The following is a 16,244-nucleotide window of genomic DNA, read 5'->3' as shown; positions in this document are numbered from 1 at the left end:
ATTGAATAATGGCAAAGGCACCAGTTCGTGCACGTAAACGTGTAAGAAAACAAGTCTCTGATGGCGTGGCTCATGTCCATGCTTCTTTTAACAACACCATCGTTACCATTACCGATCGTCAGGGTAACGCGCTGGGTTGGGCAACAGCCGGTGGTTCCGGTTTCCGTGGTTCCCGCAAATCCACTCCGTTCGCAGCTCAGGTTGCAGCAGAGCGTTGCGCTGAAGCCGTAAAAGAATACGGCATCAAGAATCTGGAAGTTATGGTCAAAGGTCCGGGTCCAGGTCGCGAATCTACTATTCGTGCACTGAACGCCGCTGGTTTCCGCATCACTAACATTACTGATGTGACTCCGATCCCTCATAACGGTTGTCGTCCGCCGAAAAAACGTCGCGTATAACGCGTTCGTTTCCAGGTTTGTTGGAGAAAGAAAATGGCAAGATATTTGGGTCCTAAGCTCAAGCTGAGCCGTCGTGAAGGCACCGACTTATTCCTTAAGTCCGGCGTTCGCGCGATCGATACCAAGTGTAAAATTGAACAAGCTCCTGGCCAGCACGGTGCGCGTAAACCGCGTCTGTCTGACTATGGTGTGCAGTTGCGTGAAAAGCAAAAAGTTCGCCGTATGTACGGTGTGCTGGAGCGTCAGTTCCGTAACTATTATAAAGAAGCAGCACGTCTGAAAGGCAACACCGGTGAAAACCTGTTAGCTCTGCTGGAAGGTCGTCTGGACAACGTTGTATACCGTATGGGCTTCGGCGCGACTCGTGCTGAATCACGTCAACTGGTTAGCCACAAAGCTATCATGGTAAACGGTCGTGTTGTTAACATCGCTTCTTATCAGGTTAAAGCGAATGACGTTGTTAGCATTCGTGAGAAGGCGAAAAAGCAATCTCGCGTGAAAGCCGCTCTGGAGCTGGCTGAGCAGCGTGAAAAGCCAACCTGGCTGGAAGTTGATGCTGGCAAGATGGAAGGTACGTTTAAGCGTCAGCCTGAGCGTTCTGATCTGTCTGCGGACATTAACGAACACCTGATCGTCGAGCTTTACTCTAAGTAAAGCTTAGTACCAAAGAGAGGACACAATGCAGGGTTCTGTGACAGAGTTTCTAAAACCGCGCCTGGTCGATATCGAGCAAGTGAGTTCGACGCACGCCAAGGTGACCCTTGAACCTTTAGAGCGTGGCTTCGGCCATACTCTGGGTAACGCACTGCGCCGTATTCTGCTCTCATCGATGCCGGGTTGCGCGGTGACCGAGGTTGAGATTGATGGTGTACTTCATGAGTACAGCACCAAAGAAGGCGTTCAGGAAGATATCCTTGAAATCCTGCTCAACCTGAAAGGGCTGGCGGTGAGAGTTCAGGGTAAAGATGAAGTCATCCTTACTTTGAACAAATCTGGCATTGGCCCTGTGACCGCAGCCGACATTACCCATGACGGGGATGTCGAAATCGTCAAGCCGCAACATGTGATCTGCCACCTGACCGATGAGAACGCGTCTATTAGCATGCGTATCAAGGTTCAGCGCGGTCGCGGTTATGTGCCGGCTTCTGCCCGAATTCATTCGGAAGAAGATGAGCGCCCAATCGGCCGTCTGCTGGTCGACGCATGCTACAGCCCTGTAGAGCGTATTGCCTACAATGTTGAAGCAGCGCGTGTAGAACAGCGTACCGACCTGGACAAGCTGGTCATCGAAATGGAAACCAACGGCACAATCGATCCTGAAGAGGCGATTCGTCGTGCGGCAACCATCCTGGCAGAACAACTGGAAGCTTTCGTTGACTTACGTGATGTACGTCAGCCGGAAGTGAAAGAAGAGAAACCAGAATTCGATCCGATCCTGCTGCGCCCTGTTGACGATCTCGAATTGACTGTCCGCTCTGCTAACTGCCTCAAGGCAGAAGCTATCCACTATATCGGTGATCTGGTACAGCGTACCGAGGTTGAGTTGCTGAAAACGCCGAACCTGGGTAAAAAATCTCTTACTGAGATTAAAGACGTGCTGGCTTCTCGTGGTCTGTCACTGGGCATGCGCCTGGAAAACTGGCCACCGGCAAGCATTGCTGACGAGTAACCGGATCACAGGTTAAGGTTTTACTGAGAAGGATAAGGTCATGCGCCATCGTAAGAGTGGTCGTCAACTGAACCGCAACAGCAGCCATCGCCAGGCTATGTTCCGTAACATGGCTGGTTCGCTGGTTCGTCATGAAATCATCAAGACGACCCTGCCGAAAGCGAAAGAACTGCGTCGCGTAGTTGAGCCGCTGATTACTCTTGCCAAGACTGATAGCGTTGCTAATCGTCGTCTGGCATTCGCCCGTACTCGTGATAATGAGATCGTGGCAAAACTGTTTAACGAGCTGGGCCCGCGTTTCGCGAGCCGCGCCGGTGGTTACACTCGCATTCTGAAGTGTGGCTTCCGCGCAGGCGACAATGCACCGATGGCATACATCGAGCTGGTTGATCGCTCTGAATCGAAAGCAGAAGCTGCTGCAGAGTAATCTACAGTAACGTAAAAAAACCCGCTCCGGCGGGTTTTTTTATATCCACAAAAGCTGTGCTTCACTACAATACCTGTATTATTTTTGTTCATCCTCGGAGCCGTGTCATGTGGTTACTGGATCAGTGGGCAGAGCGCCATATCCTTGATGCTCAGAACAAAGGTGAATTTGATAATCTTGCTGGTTGCGGGGAACCGTTAACCCTGGATGATGATTCGCATGTCCCTCCTGAGCTGCGGGCTGGTTATCGCTTACTTAAAAACGCGGGATGTTTACCTCCTGAACTGGAGCAGAGAAAAGAAGCCGTTGAGCTTGCTGACTTACTTAAAACGGTTCAGGAAAACGATAGCCGATATACGGAATTGAGTCGCCGCTTGTTATTACTTGAGTTAAAGCTTCGCCAGGCTGGGCTGAACACTGATTTCTTGCGCGGTGATTATGCGGATCGATTGCTGGATAAAATTAACGAGAGGTAATGATGTATCGCATCGGTGAACTGGCAAAGCTGGCTGATGTTACGCCTGATACCATCCGTTACTATGAAAAGCAGCAGATGATGGATCATGATGTGCGTACAGAAGGGGGATTTCGCCTTTATTCAGACAATGATCTGCAAAGGCTTCGGTTTATTCGTTATGCCAGGCAGTTGGGCTTTACTCTGGAATCGATCCGCGAGCTACTTTCGATCCGTATTGATCCAGAGCATCATACCTGTCAGGAGTCAAAAGGGATCGTCCAGGCGCGTTTAAATGACGTTGAATCACGTATCGAAGAGTTGGAAACTATGCGTCGTTCACTGCAGCGTCTCAATGATGCCTGCTGTGGAACAGCCCACAGTAGTGTGTACTGTTCAATTCTCGAAGCGCTGGAACAAGGAGCAAACAGCCCACACAGAGAACGTTGATTTATGCCGTGTGGATCATAGTCGTATTAATCTGGAGAGTTTATGAGTCGTTATCAGCATACCAAAGGACAAATACAAAATAATGCCATCGAAGCGCTTCTTCATGACCCGTTATTCAGGCAGCGAGTTGAGAAGAATAAAAAGGGAAAAGGAAGCTATAAGCGTAAGGACAAACATGTGGGGCGTAATGACCGGGAGGCCAGTGGCAAGAGCGTGAATCACTTTTTTACCACTGGCCTTCTGCTTTTATCGTCTGATTAAGAACGATTGTTCTGTTCTTTTAGCAGGTCACGAATTTCGCTCAGTAGCACTTCTTCTTTTGACGGAGCTGGCGGTGTAGCCGGAGCCTCTTCTTTTTTCCGATTCAGTTTGTTCATCAGTTTGATTGCCATAAAAATTGCAAATGCCACAATGACAAAATCAAAGATGTTCTGGATAAATACTCCGTAATGCATCACGACAGCAGGAACATCCCCCTGCGCATCCCGAAGTGTAACGGCAAATTGTTTAAAATCGATCCCTCCAATCAGCAAGCCGAGCGGCGGCATAATAATATCGGCAACCAATGACGAGACGATTTTACCAAATGCGGCACCAATTATGACACCGACCGCCAGATCGACAACATTGCCGCGCATCGCAAATTCGCGAAATTCTTTCAAAAAACTCATTCTATTCTCCTTGAGCCAGCTAACACTAATAAGTTTACCAAATGTATCTCTATTTTCCATTCTCAAGAAATAATTGCCGAAAAATATTATCCATTAAGTAATAAGGGATAAAAGAACGCATCTGGCTGATGTCTGAAAACTATAGAAAGAAAGGACTAGGTTGGAAAAGCCTCTCAACGTCAGAAATGAATTTTTTGTCTGTCAGGAACATAATGACGTGATCACCCTGCTCAATACGCAGGTTGTTATTCGCGATCATGACATCATTGCCGCGTACTACCGCTCCAATAATTGTACCGGGGGGAAGCTTAATCTCATCGATAGAACGACCAACAACCCTTGAAGTACTTTCATCACCGTGTGCTACGGCTTCAATGGCTTCAGCGACGCCGCGGCGTAGCGAAGAAACGCCGACGATATCGGCTTTGCGCACATGGCTGAGCAGTGCGGAAATCGTGGCCTGCTGCGGTGAAATTGCAATGTCGATCACGCTCCCCTGAACCAGATCAACATAGGCCCGGCGTTGGATTAGCACCATGACTTTTTTGGCGCCCATGCGTTTAGCGAGCATTGCCGACATAATATTGGCTTCGTCATCATTGGTGACAGCAATAAACAGATCAACCTGATCAATATGCTCTTCAGCCAGTAGTTCCTGATCTGAGGCATCACCAAAAAAGACAATTGTATTCTGTAATTTTTCAGCAAGTTCCGCAGCACGTTGCTGATTTCGCTCAATAAGTTTGACGCTGTAATCTTTTTCCAACCGATGAGCAAGCCCTGCCCCGATATTTCCGCCACCAACCAGCATGATTCGCTTATAAGGCTTTTCGAGACGCTGAAGTTCGCTCATTACTGCACGGATATGCTGGGATGAAGCAATGAAAAAAACCTCATCTCCGGCTTCGACGATTGTTGAGCCTTGTGGCCTGATAGGCCGATCGTGACGGAATATCGCGGCAACGCGGGTATCAATATGCGGCATGTGTTCGCGCATCGTTGAAAGCGCATTTCCAACCAGAGGACCACCGTAGTAGGCTTTAACGACCGCCAGGCTGACTTTGCCCTCGGCAAAGTTAACCACCTGTAAGGCGCCGGGATATTCGATCAGGCGATAAATGTTATCAATGACCAGCTGTTCAGGTGCGATTAGATGGTCAATCGGAACTGCTTCTGAATGAAAAAGCTTATCGGCATCGCGAACATAATCTGGTGAACGGATGCGGGCAATACGGTTGGGTGTATTAAATAATGAATAAGCAACCTGGCAAGCCACCATGTTGGTTTCATCAGAGCTAGTCACGGCAACCAGCATATCCGCATCATCCGCGCCGGCTTCGCGCAGCACCCGGGGATGCGAACCATGCCCCTGAACGACACGCAGGTCGAATTTGTCCTGCAGACTGCGAAGACGGTCGCCATTAGTGTCAACCAGGGTAATGTCATTGTTCTCTCCGACCAGGTTTTCAGCCAGCGTGCCGCCGACCTGCCCGGCGCCCAGAATGATAATTTTCATCAGTCGCGACCCGTTATCTCATCACTTTTTGATTAGCTTAGCGTAAAAGAAGCCATCGCCTTCTTCCGCGCCTGGCAGATTTTGCACGCCCGGTTGAGCGAGGGTTCCGGTGCCGGTCAGGGTGGCGTCCGGGGTGCGCTGTAAAAAGGCCTGAATCTGTTGGCTATTCTCTTCCGGCAGGACGGAACAGGTTGCATAGACCAGTGTTCCTCCTGACTTTAAATGTGGCCATATGGCATCCAGAATTTCCGACTGTAATTTTGCCAGTTCAGCAATATCACGATCGCGGCGTAGCCATTTTATGTCCGGGTGACGACGAATGACGCCGGTGGCTGAGCAAGGAGCATCCAGCAGAATACGGTCAAATTTCTGCTCGCCACACCATTGCGCGGGATACCGACCATCGCCCTGTTTGACGGTTGCCTTCATCCCCAGACGTTTAAGGTTATCGTAAACGCGTGAAAGACGCTGTTCGTCGACATCGACAGCCAACACCTGCGCTTCTGGCGCGGCTTCGAGTATATGCGTTGTTTTCCCCCCCGGTGCGGCACACAAATCCAGGATTTGCTCGCCGTTTTGTGGGGCGAGGAAGCTAACACAGCCTTGCGCGGAAGCATCCTGAACCGTAACCCAACCCTTTTCAAAACCGGGTAAAGCGTGAACCGGCACCGGAGACTCAATACGCAGGGCGTCAGGATAGGCCGGGTGGGGAAAACCATTCATTCCCGCCTCCTGCAATAACGTGAGCCAGCCATCGCGTGAATGATGTGTACGGTTCACACGTAGCCACATTGGAGGACGTTGGTTGTTGGCTTCGACAATCGCTTCCCATTGGGTGGGCCAGGCGTTTTGCAGACGTTTTAGCAGCCAGGATGGATGCAGAAAACGCGCCTCGCTGGTTGCAAACTCAGCCAGCAACTCTTCCTGCTGGCGCTGAAACTGGCGCAAAACGCCATTGATCAGCCCTTTAAGCTGTGGGCGCTTAATAGCAACAGCGCCTTCAACCGTTTCCGCGAGGGCCGCATGTGGTGGAATTCGTGTGTGCAATAGCTGGTAAAACCCTACCATGATCAGGTAATGCACGGTACGTTGCTTACCGGTCATTGGGCGAGACATTAATTGATTAATCAGCCACTCCAGCTGCGAAAGGGTGCGCAACACGCCAAAGCACAGCTCCTGAAGTAGCGCTTTGTCTTTATCGGAGACTTTTTGCTGGAGTGGTGGCAGGACATTACTTAAGGATTGCCCTTGCTCAACGACCTGCTCAACGGCCTGTGCCGCCAGACTGCGTAAATTTTGTTTTTTCATAACCGCAAAAATAAAAATGCCCGGTAACACCGGGCGTAGTAAGACGTGACCGTCAGGCCAGACGGTTGCCAGGAATAAACCATTCCCGACGTGAATTTAAAAGATCCTGCGCGCTCATTGCCTTCTTACCTGCGGGTTGAAGGGAGAGCAGGTTCAGGATGCCGTTGCCGGTCGCAACCTGAATGCCTTGTTTAGTCGCGTCAAGAATGGTGCCCGGTTCCGCTTGCGTTACCCGCTCTATCACTGACGCCTGCCACACTTTTACCGGCTGACCGTCAATTTCCATCCAGCTCATCGGCCAGGGATTAAAGGCACGGATGCAGCGTTCAAGCTGTGCAGCAGAGAGAGACCAGTTCATACGCGCCTCTTCTTTGCTGAGTTTTTCAGCGTGAGTGGCCAGGGCGTTGTCCTGTACTTCTGGCTTCGTGGTACCGTTTTCTAACTGTTTCAGCGTTTCAATCAGCCCCTGCGGGCCAAGATCCGCCAGCTTGTCATACAGTGTGCCGCTGGTGTCTTCTGCGGTGATTGGACAGGCAAGTTTATAGAGCATATCGCCAGTATCCAGACCCACATCCATTTGCATGATGGTGACGCCCGTTTCGGCATCACCAGCCCAAAGTGAACGTTGGATCGGCGCTGCGCCACGCCAGCGCGGGAGCAGGGAACCGTGAACGTTGATGCAGCCGAGTCGGGGCATATCCAACACCGCTTTTGGCAGAATCAGGCCATACGCCACCACGACCATTACGTCAGCGTGTAAGTCTGCGACTAAATGCTGATTTTCTTGTGGACGCAGGGAGGCAGGCTGAAAAACCGCTAGTCCTTTCTCTTCCGCCAGCACTTTCACCGGGCTGGGCATCAGCTTTTTACCGCGTCCTGCCGGGCGGTCGGGTTGGGTAAACACGCCAACGACGTTGTGTCCAGAAGACAACAGCGCGTCAAGATGACGCGCTGCAAAGTCAGGTGTACCCGCAAAAATAATACGTAGTGAGTCTGACACGTGGGTTTCTGTCCTTAAGCTCGGGCTTTCAGTCGATCGAGTTTCTCAACTTTCTGACGAATACGCTGTTGCTTCAGCGGCGACAGATAATCGATAAACAGCTTACCGACCAGATGATCCATTTCGTGCTGAATACAGATAGCCAACAGACCGTCGGCCTCCAGCTCAAAAGATTTACCGTCGCGGTCGAGTGCGCGAATTTTTACTTTCTCTGCTCGCGGCACTAAAGCTCTCTGTTCCGGAATAGACAGGCAGCCTTCTTCAATCCCCGTTTCACCGCTTTTTTCCAGCAGTTCCGGGTTGATTAATACCAGACGTTCATCGCGGTTTTCCGAAACATCAATTACGATGATACGTTGATGAATATCGACCTGCGTCGCCGCCAGACCAATACCTTCTTCTGCGTACATCGTCTCGAACATATCATCGACGATGCGCTGAATTTCTGCATTTACTTTTTCTACCGGCTTTGCGACTTTGCGAAGACGCTCGTCCGGAATATGTAACACTTGCAAAACTGACATAGTTATCCAGAGTTGTGTTCAGGAGTTAGAAAGACTATGACTTCTATTCTAGACAAAACCCCCTCCAATTGACAGTCTCGCTGACCAATCGCAAAGATTGTCAGAGCCGCTTGTGGCAGGGGAATAGGGATGACGCCAAAGGAAATTTGGTTACGTTTGATGAGGGTGAGCAGCCTGTATGGCGAGGCTGCCATCATGGTTGCCCGCCAGTTGCGTTCAAGTTCAACATTAGATTATGAGAATCTGCGTGCCTGTGGTCTAAATTCTGTGCAGTCTCAGCATTTTCTCGGTGTTAGCCAGAGTGAGGTTGATGCAACGTTGCAATGGCTGGAACGACCAAATTGTCATCTACTCACTGCTGATGAGCCTCTTTATCCCCCCCAGTTGCGAGCCATTGTCGATTTTCCCGGTGCGGTTTTTGTATGTGGAGATCCTGCATTACTGAGTTGCCGACAGTTGGCGATCGTTGGAAGCAGGGCACATTCGTGGTATGGCGCTCGTTGGGGAAAGTTATTTAGCAAGGTTTTAGTTCGATATGGCGTCATTATCACTAGCGGATTGGCGTTAGGAATTGATGGTATTGCTCATCGTGGCGCGCTGGAAGGGAAAGGCAAAACGATTGCTGTTTTGGGGAATGGTCTAAGCAAGATCTATCCTCGCCGTCATCAGGCATTAGCAGATCAGATTATTCATACTGGCGGCACCATACTTTCTGAATTTCCGCTGTTTACTCCTCCATTACCCTGTAATTTCCCACGTCGTAACCGGATTATTAGTGGGTTAAGCGCTGGCGTACTGGTTGTCGAAGCAGCACTGAAAAGTGGCTCATTAGTGACAGTTCGTTGTGCTCTCGATCAGGGAAGAGACGTTTTTGCCATACCGGGACCGATTGGGAGCCCGGGCTCGGAAGGTCCCCACTGGCTCATCAAGCAGGGCGCAATTCCCGTGACGACACCGGAAGACATCGTTGAATATTGGCAGGATGAATGGTCATGTGTTCTCAATAAAGCGGATAGCGTAAATAATTGCGACGATCCGCCATTTGTGGCATTGCCATTTCCAGAGCTCCTGGCTAACGTAGGAGATGAGGTAACACCTGTTGACGTTGTCGCTGAACGTGCCGGCCAATCTGTGCCAGTAACCGTAGCCCAGCTACTTGAACTGGAGTTAGCAGGCTGGATCGCAGCTGTACCCGGCGGCTATGTCCGATTAAGGAGGGCAAGCCATGTTCGACGTACTGATGTATTTGTTTGAGACTTATATCCATAACGAAGCTGAAATGCACGTGGACCAGGATAAGCTGACTCGGGATCTTACCGATGCTGGTTTTGAACGAGAGGATATTTATAACGCGCTGATGTGGCTCGAAAAACTGGCTGATTACCAGGAAGGGCTTGTTGCGCCGATGCTATTGGCTTCTGACCCACTCTCGTTGCGGGTGTATACCGATGAGGAGTGCCAGCGTCTGGATGCGAGTTGCCGGGGTTTTTTACTCTTCCTTGAACAAATTCAGGTGCTGAATCTCGAAACGCGGGAAATGGTGATAGAGCGGGTGCTGGCGCTGGATACAGCAGAGTTTGATCTTGAGGATCTGAAGTGGGTCATCCTGATGGTGTTGTTCAATATTCCAGGCTGCGAAAATGCCTATCAGCAAATGGAAGAATTACTCTTTGAAGTAAATGAAGGTATGCTGCATTAATATTTTGCCGCGACATTAGAGTTGTTATGACCAAATCAGCACTGTTTTCGGTGCGTAAAAACGAGCCTTGCCCCCAGTGTGGTAGGGAACTGGTGATACGCTCCGGGAAACATGGCCCTTTTCTCGGCTGTTCACATTATCCAGATTGTGATTATGTCCGTCCTCTGAAAAATCAGGCGGACGGACATGTTGTAAAAGTCCTGGAGGGACAGTCTTGTCCGTTATGCGGAGCTGTACTGGTATTGCGCCATGGGCGCTTCGGTATGTTTATTAGTTGTAACCGCTATCCAGAGTGTGGGCATACTGAACTCATTGACAAACCGGATGAGACCGCAATAGTCTGCCCGGCGTGTCGTCAAGGGCATCTGGTCCAGCGGCGCTCGCGCTTCGGTAAAAATTTCTATTCCTGCGATCGTTATCCTGATTGCCAGTTTGTTATTAACTTCAAACCGGTAGTGGGCGAATGCCCTGAATGTCATTACCCGTTACTTATCGAAAAGAAAACGGCGCAGGGCGTTAAGCGTTTTTGTGCCAGTAAACAATGTGGAAAGCCGGTACCGGCGGAACAAAATCAGTGAATAATTACCAGCCTTCAGAAATCATCGCACATGCTTTGACGGTTCTTAATAATGAGCACGTCATTGCGTATCCTACGGAAGCCGTTTTTGGTATTGGTTGCGACCCCGATAGCGAAAATGCCGTCATGCGCCTGCTGGCGCTTAAACAGCGGCCTGTTGATAAAGGTCTCATTCTGATTGCCGCTGACTTTGAGCAACTGAAGCCGTATATTGACGATACGCGGCTTAGCGATGAGCGGCGTGCCGCTATTTTTTCCTGCTGGCCTGGACCGGTAACTTTTGTCTTCCCTGCCCGGCCTTCAACGCCGCGTTGGCTAACTGGACGCTTCGATTCGCTGGCGGTGAGGGTAACGGCTCATCCACTGGTGGTGGAATTATGTAAGGCTTATGGTAAACCACTGGTTTCTACCAGCGCGAATTTATCCGGCGAGCCGCCGTGCCGTACTACAGATGATGTTTATAAACAGTTTGGTGCTGGTTTTCCTGTCATTGAGGGGGCAACCGGTGGGCGTCAAAACCCTTCCGAAATTAGAGATGCCTTGACGGGCGAACTCTTCCGCCAGGGATAATCTATGAAAACCTATGCAGTATTTGGGCATCCGATTGCTCACAGCAAATCACCTGCTATTCATCAACTGTTTGCACAGCAACTGCGGATTACGCATCCTTATGGGCGCATCCTGGCGCCTCTCGACGGCTTTGTAGAGACTCTTGACGCTTTCTTTCATCAAGGGGGAAAGGGCGCGAATATTACAGTTCCTTTTAAAGAGGAAGCTTTTGCACGGGCTGATGAGCTTACCGAACGTGCGGCGCTGGCGGGAGCGGTAAATACCTTGAAACGGCTGAAAGATGGTCGTTTGCTGGGGGATAATACCGATGGCGTCGGGTTGCTGAGCGATTTGGAGCGGCTTAATTTTATCAGGCCTGGGTTTCGGGTTTTGCTCATTGGTGCAGGCGGTGCTTCACGGGGGGTATTGCTTCCTCTTTTGTCGATGGATTGCGCTGTCACTATTGTGAATCGTACTTTTTCTCGTGCACATGAGCTCGCAACGCTGTTTGCTCATACCGGAAGCGTCCGCGCTTTGGCTACAGATGCATTAAATGGGCAGGCGTTCGATCTCATTATTAATGCCACATCCAGCGGTATTGACGGAGATGTTCCTGCGATCCCCGTTACATTGATTAATGCCGATGTCTATTGTTATGACATGTTCTACCAGAAAGGCGATACACCATTTGTCGGATGGTGTCAGCAGCATGGTGCTAAAAAGTGCGCCGATGGGTTGGGAATGTTGGTGGCGCAAGCTGCGCACTCGGTACTCTTGTGGCATGGCGTCCTGCCAGAAATTGATCCGGTTATTCAGGCTTTGCATAAGGAATTGAATGCGTGAATCAGGCTATTCAATTCCCCGACAGGGAAATGTGGGATGAAGAGCGCCAGTGTATCGCTTTTCCGGCGTTAGTTAACGGCATACAGTTAACTTGTGCCTTAACATTGACGACACTTCAGGAGCGTTTTGGTGGTGAAGCGCCAGAACAATGGTTGGCCGCCTTTCGTGAGCATCGCTGGGATCTGGAAGACGAAGCTCACGAGCTAATTTGCGACCAGCAAGAAGATGCTCAAGGATGGGTCTGGTTTTCCTGAGAAAGATAATCATCTTTCCATTTTACATAGTTATTTGCTGAATATATTAATCCGGCAACCTCCGCCTCCGTCAGGGGGCGTATTTGTTTTACTGGGTTGCCAAAGTAAAGATAGCCACTTTCAAGACGTTTGTTCTGCGGTACCAGGCTGCCAGCACCAATTATGACATCATCTTCCACAACTACACCGTCCAGCACAATTGACCCCATGCCGACCAGTACACGATTACCGATGGTACAGCCGTGCAACATCACTTTATGACCCACCGTAACATCTTCACCAACAACAAGTGGATTGCCCTGAGGATTATACGAAGACTGGTGGGTGACATGTAAAACGCTTCCATCCTGGATGTTGGTTCGAGCGCCAATTTCCACATAATTCACATCGCCGCGAATCGCGACCAGCGGCCAAATACTGACATCATCAGCAATTCTGACATCGCCGATGACGACGCTACTGGCGTCGATCATCACGTTTTGACCTGTTTTTGGGAATAATTCTTTGTAACGACGTAAATTGACGGACATGTTTACCTCAACAAACAACTAAGGGGGACGCAGAGACTTTGGTTGCTTTTGAGGCTGTCTGCAAGTCTTTATAGTGGTAAAAGTTGAGCGATTTGGCGAACAACACGGCGAAAAGGGTGAAAAAACAGCATCTGGAAAAAAAGATCGAAAAAAGGCTTGTGCAAAAGAATGGGATCCCTATAATGCGCTCCCACTGACACGGCAGATGTGAATCACTTCACAAACAATCCGGTCGGTTGCAGAGAAAAATCCTTAAATAACGGGTTGACTCTGTAAGAGGAAAACGTATTATACGGGACCTCGCGACAGAGCGCTGAAGCGCGTCGCAACTGCTCTTTAACAATTTATCAGACAATCTGTGTGGGCACTCAAAGTGACATGGATTCTTAATGTCTTCGGACAATAAATGAATACCAAGTCTCTGAGTGAACACGTAATTCATTACGAAGTTTAATTCACGAGCATCAAACTTAAATTGAAGAGTTTGATCATGGCTCAGATTGAACGCTGGCGGCAGGCCTAACACATGCAAGTCGAACGGTAGCACAGAGAGCTTGCTCTCGGGTGACGAGTGGCGGACGGGTGAGTAATGTCTGGGAAACTGCCCGATGGAGGGGGATAACTACTGGAAACGGTAGCTAATACCGCATAACGTCGCAAGACCAAAGAGGGGGACCTTAGGGCCTCTTGCCATCGGATGTGCCCAGATGGGATTAGCTTGTTGGTGAGGTAACGGCTCACCAAGGCGACGATCCCTAGCTGGTCTGAGAGGATGACCAGCCACACTGGAACTGAGACACGGTCCAGACTCCTACGGGAGGCAGCAGTGGGGAATATTGCACAATGGGCGCAAGCCTGATGCAGCCATGCCGCGTGTATGAAGAAGGCCTTCGGGTTGTAAAGTACTTTCAGCGGGGAGGAAGGCGGTGAGGTTAATAACCTTACTGATTGACGTTACCCGCAGAAGAAGCACCGGCTAACTCCGTGCCAGCAGCCGCGGTAATACGGAGGGTGCAAGCGTTAATCGGAATTACTGGGCGTAAAGCGCACGCAGGCGGTCTGACAAGTCGGATGTGAAATCCCCGGGCTCAACCCGGGAACTGCATTCGAAACTGTCAGGCTGGAGTCTTGTAGAGGGGGGTAGAATTCCAGGTGTAGCGGTGAAATGCGTAGAGATCTGGAGGAATACCGGTGGCGAAGGCGGCCCCCTGGACAAAGACTGACGCTCAGGTGCGAAAGCGTGGGGAGCAAACAGGATTAGATACCCTGGTAGTCCACGCTGTAAACGATGTCGACTTGGAGGTTGTGCCCTTGAGGCGTGGCTTCCGGAGCTAACGCGTTAAGTCGACCGCCTGGGGAGTACGGCCGCAAGGTTAAAACTCAAATGAATTGACGGGGGCCCGCACAAGCGGTGGAGCATGTGGTTTAATTCGATGCAACGCGAAGAACCTTACCTGGTCTTGACATCCACAGAAGTTTTCAGAGATGAGAACGTGCCTTCGGGAACTGTGAGACAGGTGCTGCATGGCTGTCGTCAGCTCGTGTTGTGAAATGTTGGGTTAAGTCCCGCAACGAGCGCAACCCTTATCCTTTGTTGCCAGCGGTCCGGCCGGGAACTCAAAGGAGACTGCCAGTGATAAACTGGAGGAAGGTGGGGATGACGTCAAGTCATCATGGCCCTTACGACCAGGGCTACACACGTGCTACAATGGCGCATACAAAGAGAAGCGACCTCGCGAGAGCAAGCGGACCTCATAAAGTGCGTCGTAGTCCGGACTGGAGTCTGCAACTCGACTCCACGAAGTCGGAATCGCTAGTAATCGTGGATCAGAATGCCACGGTGAATACGTTCCCGGGCCTTGTACACACCGCCCGTCACACCATGGGAGTGGGTTGCAAAAGAAGTAGGTAGCTTAACCTTAGGGAGGGCGCTTACCACTTTGTGATTCATGACTGGGGTGAAGTCGTAACAAGGTAACCGTAGGGGAACCTGCGGTTGGATCACCTCCTTACCTGAAGAACCTGCCTTTGCAGTGCTCACACAGATTGTCTGATGAAAAGTAAGAAGCAAGGCGTTTACGCGTTGGGAGTGAGGCTGAACAGAATAAGGCCGCTCGCTTTCTATTAATGAAAGCTCACCCTACACGAAAATATCACGCAGCGCGTGATAAGCAATTTTCGTGTCCCCTTCGTCTAGAGGCCCAGGACACCGCCCTTTCACGGCGGTAACAGGGGTTCGAATCCCCTAGGGGACGCCAGCGTTCAACTGATGAGGTCAGACCTCCCAGGGGACGCCACTTGCTGGTTCGTGAGTGAAAGGCACAACCGATGATATCTCAAAACTCATCTTCGGGTGACGTTTGAGATATTTGCTCTTTAAAAATCTGGATCAAGCTGAAAATTGAAACGACACACTGAATAAGTGTGTTCGGGTCTCTCAAATTATCGCAATCAGAAGATGACACTGTAAAAGGTGATGTGAGCGATGTGAAGACAAGGCGTACCGCACGCAGCGAGCACAGTGGACTGAATGTCCATGAGCATCGCGAGTACGGAACAACGCAGTATTCACGACGCGCAACAAGCCGGACAGAATAAAACATCTTCGGGTTGTGAGGTTAAGCGACTAAGCGTACACGGTGGATGCCCTGGCAGTCAGAGGCGATGAAGGACGTGCTAATCTGCGAAAAGCGCCGGTGAGGTGATATGAACCGTTATAACCGGCGATGTCCGAATGGGGAAACCCAGTGTGATTCGTCACACTATCGTTAGCTGAATACATAGGCTAACGAGGCGAACCGGGGGAACTGAAACATCTCAGTACCCCGAGGAAAAGAAATCAACCGAGATTCCCCCAGTAGCGGCGAGCGAACGGGGAGGAGCCCGGAGTCTGAATCAGCATGTGTGTTAGTGGAAGCGTCTGGAAAGGCGCACGGTACAGGGTGAAAGTCCCGTACACAAAAATGCAGGTGCTGTGAACTCGAAGAGTAGGGCGGGACACGTGTTATCCTGTCTGAATATGGGGGGACCATCCTCCAAGGCTAAATACTCCTGACTGACCGATAGTGAACCAGTACCGTGAGGGAAAGGCGAAAAGAACCCCGGCGAGGGGAGTGAAAAAGAACCTGAAACCGTGTACGTACAAGCAGTGGGAGCCCCACCACCAAAGCGTTTCGCTTTGTGTGGTGCACAAAGAAGCGTAACGACAGCACTGAATGACGGTTAACGGCGCGTAAGCGACGTTCAACACAAAAATCAGGCAGTGGAGCGCTTTGGGGTGGGGTGACTGCGTACCTTTTGTATAATGGGTCAGCGACTTATATTCTGTAGCAAGGTTAACCGCATAGGGGAGCCGCAGGGAAACCGAGTCTTAAC

Annotated in this window: 19 protein-coding genes, 1 tRNA gene and 2 rRNA genes; 16 read left to right on the top strand and 6 right to left on the bottom strand. The window is 50.5% G+C overall.

The window, feature by feature from the left end; genetic code table 11:
* The first annotated feature begins 8 nt into the window (after positions 1–8).
* The 7 genes from rpsK (at position 9) to FN037_RS20635 (ending at position 3,659) form a co-directional block, all read left to right on the top strand.
* Entirely contained in the window at positions 9–398 is a 390-nt protein-coding gene (gene rpsK, locus FN037_RS20665; protein WP_004138423.1) for a 30S ribosomal protein S11, read from the top strand.
* 33 nt (positions 399–431) lie between these two features.
* Positions 432–1,052 carry a 30S ribosomal protein S4 gene (gene rpsD, locus FN037_RS20660; RefSeq protein WP_004868345.1) on the top strand — a complete coding sequence of 207 codons (621 nt, stop codon included), beginning with the start codon at positions 432–434 and terminating at the stop codon, positions 1,050–1,052.
* A gap of 25 nt (positions 1,053–1,077) precedes the next feature.
* The gene (locus FN037_RS20655; protein ID WP_002438685.1) at positions 1,078–2,067 is read left to right on the top strand and encodes a DNA-directed RNA polymerase subunit alpha; all 990 of its coding nucleotides are present in this window, start codon (positions 1,078–1,080) and stop codon (positions 2,065–2,067) included.
* A 40-nt stretch (positions 2,068–2,107) separates the two neighbouring features.
* Entirely contained in the window at positions 2,108–2,494 is a 387-nt protein-coding gene (gene rplQ, locus FN037_RS20650) for a 50S ribosomal protein L17 (protein ID WP_001216372.1), read from the top strand.
* A gap of 107 nt (positions 2,495–2,601) precedes the next feature.
* On the top strand, positions 2,602–2,970 hold the full coding sequence (locus FN037_RS20645) for a DUF1992 domain-containing protein (protein ID WP_138361776.1): 369 nt from the start codon (positions 2,602–2,604) through the stop codon (positions 2,968–2,970).
* A gap of 2 nt (positions 2,971–2,972) precedes the next feature.
* The gene (gene zntR / locus FN037_RS20640; RefSeq protein ID WP_142503162.1) at positions 2,973–3,398 is read left to right on the top strand and encodes a Zn(2+)-responsive transcriptional regulator; all 426 of its coding nucleotides are present in this window, start codon (positions 2,973–2,975) and stop codon (positions 3,396–3,398) included.
* A 42-nt stretch (positions 3,399–3,440) separates the two neighbouring features.
* On the top strand, positions 3,441–3,659 hold the full coding sequence (locus FN037_RS20635; RefSeq protein ID WP_138361775.1) for an alternative ribosome-rescue factor A: 219 nt from the start codon (positions 3,441–3,443) through the stop codon (positions 3,657–3,659).
* Here FN037_RS20635 and mscL read toward each other — a convergent pair.
* The 5 genes from mscL to def all read right to left on the bottom strand — a co-directional run bounded on the left by mscL (position 3,656) and on the right by def (position 8,417).
* Positions 3,656–4,069 (bottom strand): large-conductance mechanosensitive channel protein MscL, encoded by a 414-nt coding sequence (gene mscL / locus FN037_RS20630; RefSeq protein ID WP_138361774.1) that lies wholly within the window; start codon positions 4,067–4,069, stop codon positions 3,656–3,658. The two genes, FN037_RS20635 and mscL, sit on opposite strands and share 4 nt — an antisense overlap.
* Positions 4,070–4,208: 139 nt before the next feature.
* On the bottom strand, positions 4,209–5,585 hold the full coding sequence (gene trkA, locus FN037_RS20625) for a Trk system potassium transporter TrkA (protein ID WP_138361773.1): 1,377 nt from the start codon (positions 5,583–5,585) through the stop codon (positions 4,209–4,211).
* A 21-nt stretch (positions 5,586–5,606) separates the two neighbouring features.
* Positions 5,607–6,893 (bottom strand): 16S rRNA (cytosine(967)-C(5))-methyltransferase RsmB, encoded by a 1,287-nt coding sequence (rsmB, locus tag FN037_RS20620; protein ID WP_138361772.1) that lies wholly within the window; start codon positions 6,891–6,893, stop codon positions 5,607–5,609.
* Positions 6,894–6,945: 52 nt separating this feature from the next.
* Positions 6,946–7,893 carry a methionyl-tRNA formyltransferase gene (gene fmt, locus FN037_RS20615; RefSeq protein ID WP_138361771.1) on the bottom strand — a complete coding sequence of 316 codons (948 nt, stop codon included), beginning with the start codon at positions 7,891–7,893 and terminating at the stop codon, positions 6,946–6,948.
* 14 nt (positions 7,894–7,907) lie between these two features.
* Positions 7,908–8,417, bottom strand: a complete 510-nt coding sequence (def, locus tag FN037_RS20610; RefSeq protein ID WP_138361770.1) for a peptide deformylase — start codon at positions 8,415–8,417, stop codon at positions 7,908–7,910.
* A gap of 129 nt (positions 8,418–8,546) precedes the next feature.
* On the opposite strand from def, the gene dprA reads away from it, so the two are divergent.
* The 6 genes from dprA to FN037_RS20580 are packed head-to-tail and all read left to right on the top strand — an operon-like array spanning position 8,547 to position 12,339.
* Positions 8,547–9,671 (top strand): DNA-protecting protein DprA, encoded by a 1,125-nt coding sequence (dprA, locus tag FN037_RS20605; RefSeq protein WP_138361769.1) that lies wholly within the window; start codon positions 8,547–8,549, stop codon positions 9,669–9,671.
* Positions 9,643–10,116 (top strand): DUF494 family protein Smg, encoded by a 474-nt coding sequence (smg, locus tag FN037_RS20600; RefSeq protein WP_138361768.1) that lies wholly within the window; start codon positions 9,643–9,645, stop codon positions 10,114–10,116. Before dprA ends, smg begins: the two co-directional genes overlap by 29 nt.
* 26 nt (positions 10,117–10,142) lie before the next feature.
* Positions 10,143–10,694: a type I DNA topoisomerase gene (locus FN037_RS20595; RefSeq protein WP_138361767.1), complete on the top strand. Its 552-nt coding sequence runs from the start codon at positions 10,143–10,145 to the stop codon at positions 10,692–10,694.
* Complete coding sequence (gene tsaC / locus FN037_RS20590) at positions 10,691–11,263, top strand: L-threonylcarbamoyladenylate synthase type 1 TsaC (RefSeq protein ID WP_142503079.1); 573 nt, start codon at positions 10,691–10,693, stop codon at positions 11,261–11,263. The genes FN037_RS20595 and tsaC overlap by 4 nt, the downstream gene beginning before the upstream one ends.
* Before the next feature lie 3 nt (positions 11,264–11,266).
* Positions 11,267–12,085: a shikimate dehydrogenase gene (aroE, locus tag FN037_RS20585; protein ID WP_138361765.1), complete on the top strand. Its 819-nt coding sequence runs from the start codon at positions 11,267–11,269 to the stop codon at positions 12,083–12,085.
* Positions 12,082–12,339 carry a DUF1488 domain-containing protein gene (locus FN037_RS20580; RefSeq protein WP_138361764.1) on the top strand — a complete coding sequence of 86 codons (258 nt, stop codon included), beginning with the start codon at positions 12,082–12,084 and terminating at the stop codon, positions 12,337–12,339. Before aroE ends, FN037_RS20580 begins: the two co-directional genes overlap by 4 nt.
* Here the strand turns inward: FN037_RS20580 and FN037_RS20575 are convergent.
* Positions 12,315–12,869 (bottom strand): gamma carbonic anhydrase family protein, encoded by a 555-nt coding sequence (locus FN037_RS20575; RefSeq protein ID WP_138361763.1) that lies wholly within the window; start codon positions 12,867–12,869, stop codon positions 12,315–12,317. The two genes, FN037_RS20580 and FN037_RS20575, sit on opposite strands and share 25 nt — an antisense overlap.
* A gap of 472 nt (positions 12,870–13,341) precedes the next feature.
* On the opposite strand from FN037_RS20575, the gene FN037_RS20570 reads away from it, so the two are divergent.
* From FN037_RS20570 to FN037_RS20560, 3 genes are all read left to right on the top strand, one after another.
* A 16S ribosomal RNA gene (locus FN037_RS20570) occupies positions 13,342–14,881 on the top strand.
* Positions 14,882–15,051: 170 nt separating this feature from the next.
* Positions 15,052–15,127 (top strand) — tRNA-Glu (locus tag FN037_RS20565).
* A 358-nt stretch (positions 15,128–15,485) separates the two neighbouring features.
* Positions 15,486–16,244, top strand: a 23S ribosomal RNA gene (locus tag FN037_RS20560); the annotation flags it as partial.

The sequence above is a fragment of the Klebsiella sp. 2680 genome (assembly GCF_900198535.1).
Lineage (GTDB): Bacteria > Pseudomonadota > Gammaproteobacteria > Enterobacterales > Enterobacteriaceae > Klebsiella > Klebsiella indica.
This window is presented reverse-complemented; position numbering and strand designations above follow the sequence as displayed.

What these genes read in the sequence shown, in the direction of transcription:
- rpsD (WP_004868345.1), top strand. Translation starts at nt 432, where the DNA reads ATGGCAAGATATTTGGGTCCTAAGCTCAAGCTGAGCCGTCGTGAAGGC.
- aroE (WP_138361765.1), top strand. Translation starts at nt 11,267, where the DNA reads ATGAAAACCTATGCAGTATTTGGGCATCCGATTGCTCACAGCAAATCA.
- FN037_RS20595 (WP_138361767.1), top strand. Translation starts at nt 10,143, where the DNA reads ATGACCAAATCAGCACTGTTTTCGGTGCGTAAAAACGAGCCTTGCCCC.
- rpsK (WP_004138423.1), top strand. Translation starts at nt 9, where the DNA reads ATGGCAAAGGCACCAGTTCGTGCACGTAAACGTGTAAGAAAACAAGTC.
- FN037_RS20575 (WP_138361763.1), bottom strand. Translation starts at nt 12,869, where the DNA reads ATGTCCGTCAATTTACGTCGTTACAAAGAATTATTCCCAAAAACAGGT.
- smg (WP_138361768.1), top strand. Translation starts at nt 9,643, where the DNA reads ATGTTCGACGTACTGATGTATTTGTTTGAGACTTATATCCATAACGAA.
- FN037_RS20635 (WP_138361775.1), top strand. Translation starts at nt 3,441, where the DNA reads ATGAGTCGTTATCAGCATACCAAAGGACAAATACAAAATAATGCCATC.
- rsmB (WP_138361772.1), bottom strand. Translation starts at nt 6,893, where the DNA reads ATGAAAAAACAAAATTTACGCAGTCTGGCGGCACAGGCCGTTGAGCAG.
- rplQ (WP_001216372.1), top strand. Translation starts at nt 2,108, where the DNA reads ATGCGCCATCGTAAGAGTGGTCGTCAACTGAACCGCAACAGCAGCCAT.
- zntR (WP_142503162.1), top strand. Translation starts at nt 2,973, where the DNA reads ATGTATCGCATCGGTGAACTGGCAAAGCTGGCTGATGTTACGCCTGAT.
- dprA (WP_138361769.1), top strand. Translation starts at nt 8,547, where the DNA reads ATGACGCCAAAGGAAATTTGGTTACGTTTGATGAGGGTGAGCAGCCTG.
- mscL (WP_138361774.1), bottom strand. Translation starts at nt 4,069, where the DNA reads ATGAGTTTTTTGAAAGAATTTCGCGAATTTGCGATGCGCGGCAATGTT.
- def (WP_138361770.1), bottom strand. Translation starts at nt 8,417, where the DNA reads ATGTCAGTTTTGCAAGTGTTACATATTCCGGACGAGCGTCTTCGCAAA.
- FN037_RS20645 (WP_138361776.1), top strand. Translation starts at nt 2,602, where the DNA reads ATGTGGTTACTGGATCAGTGGGCAGAGCGCCATATCCTTGATGCTCAG.
- trkA (WP_138361773.1), bottom strand. Translation starts at nt 5,585, where the DNA reads ATGAAAATTATCATTCTGGGCGCCGGGCAGGTCGGCGGCACGCTGGCT.
- FN037_RS20655 (WP_002438685.1), top strand. Translation starts at nt 1,078, where the DNA reads ATGCAGGGTTCTGTGACAGAGTTTCTAAAACCGCGCCTGGTCGATATC.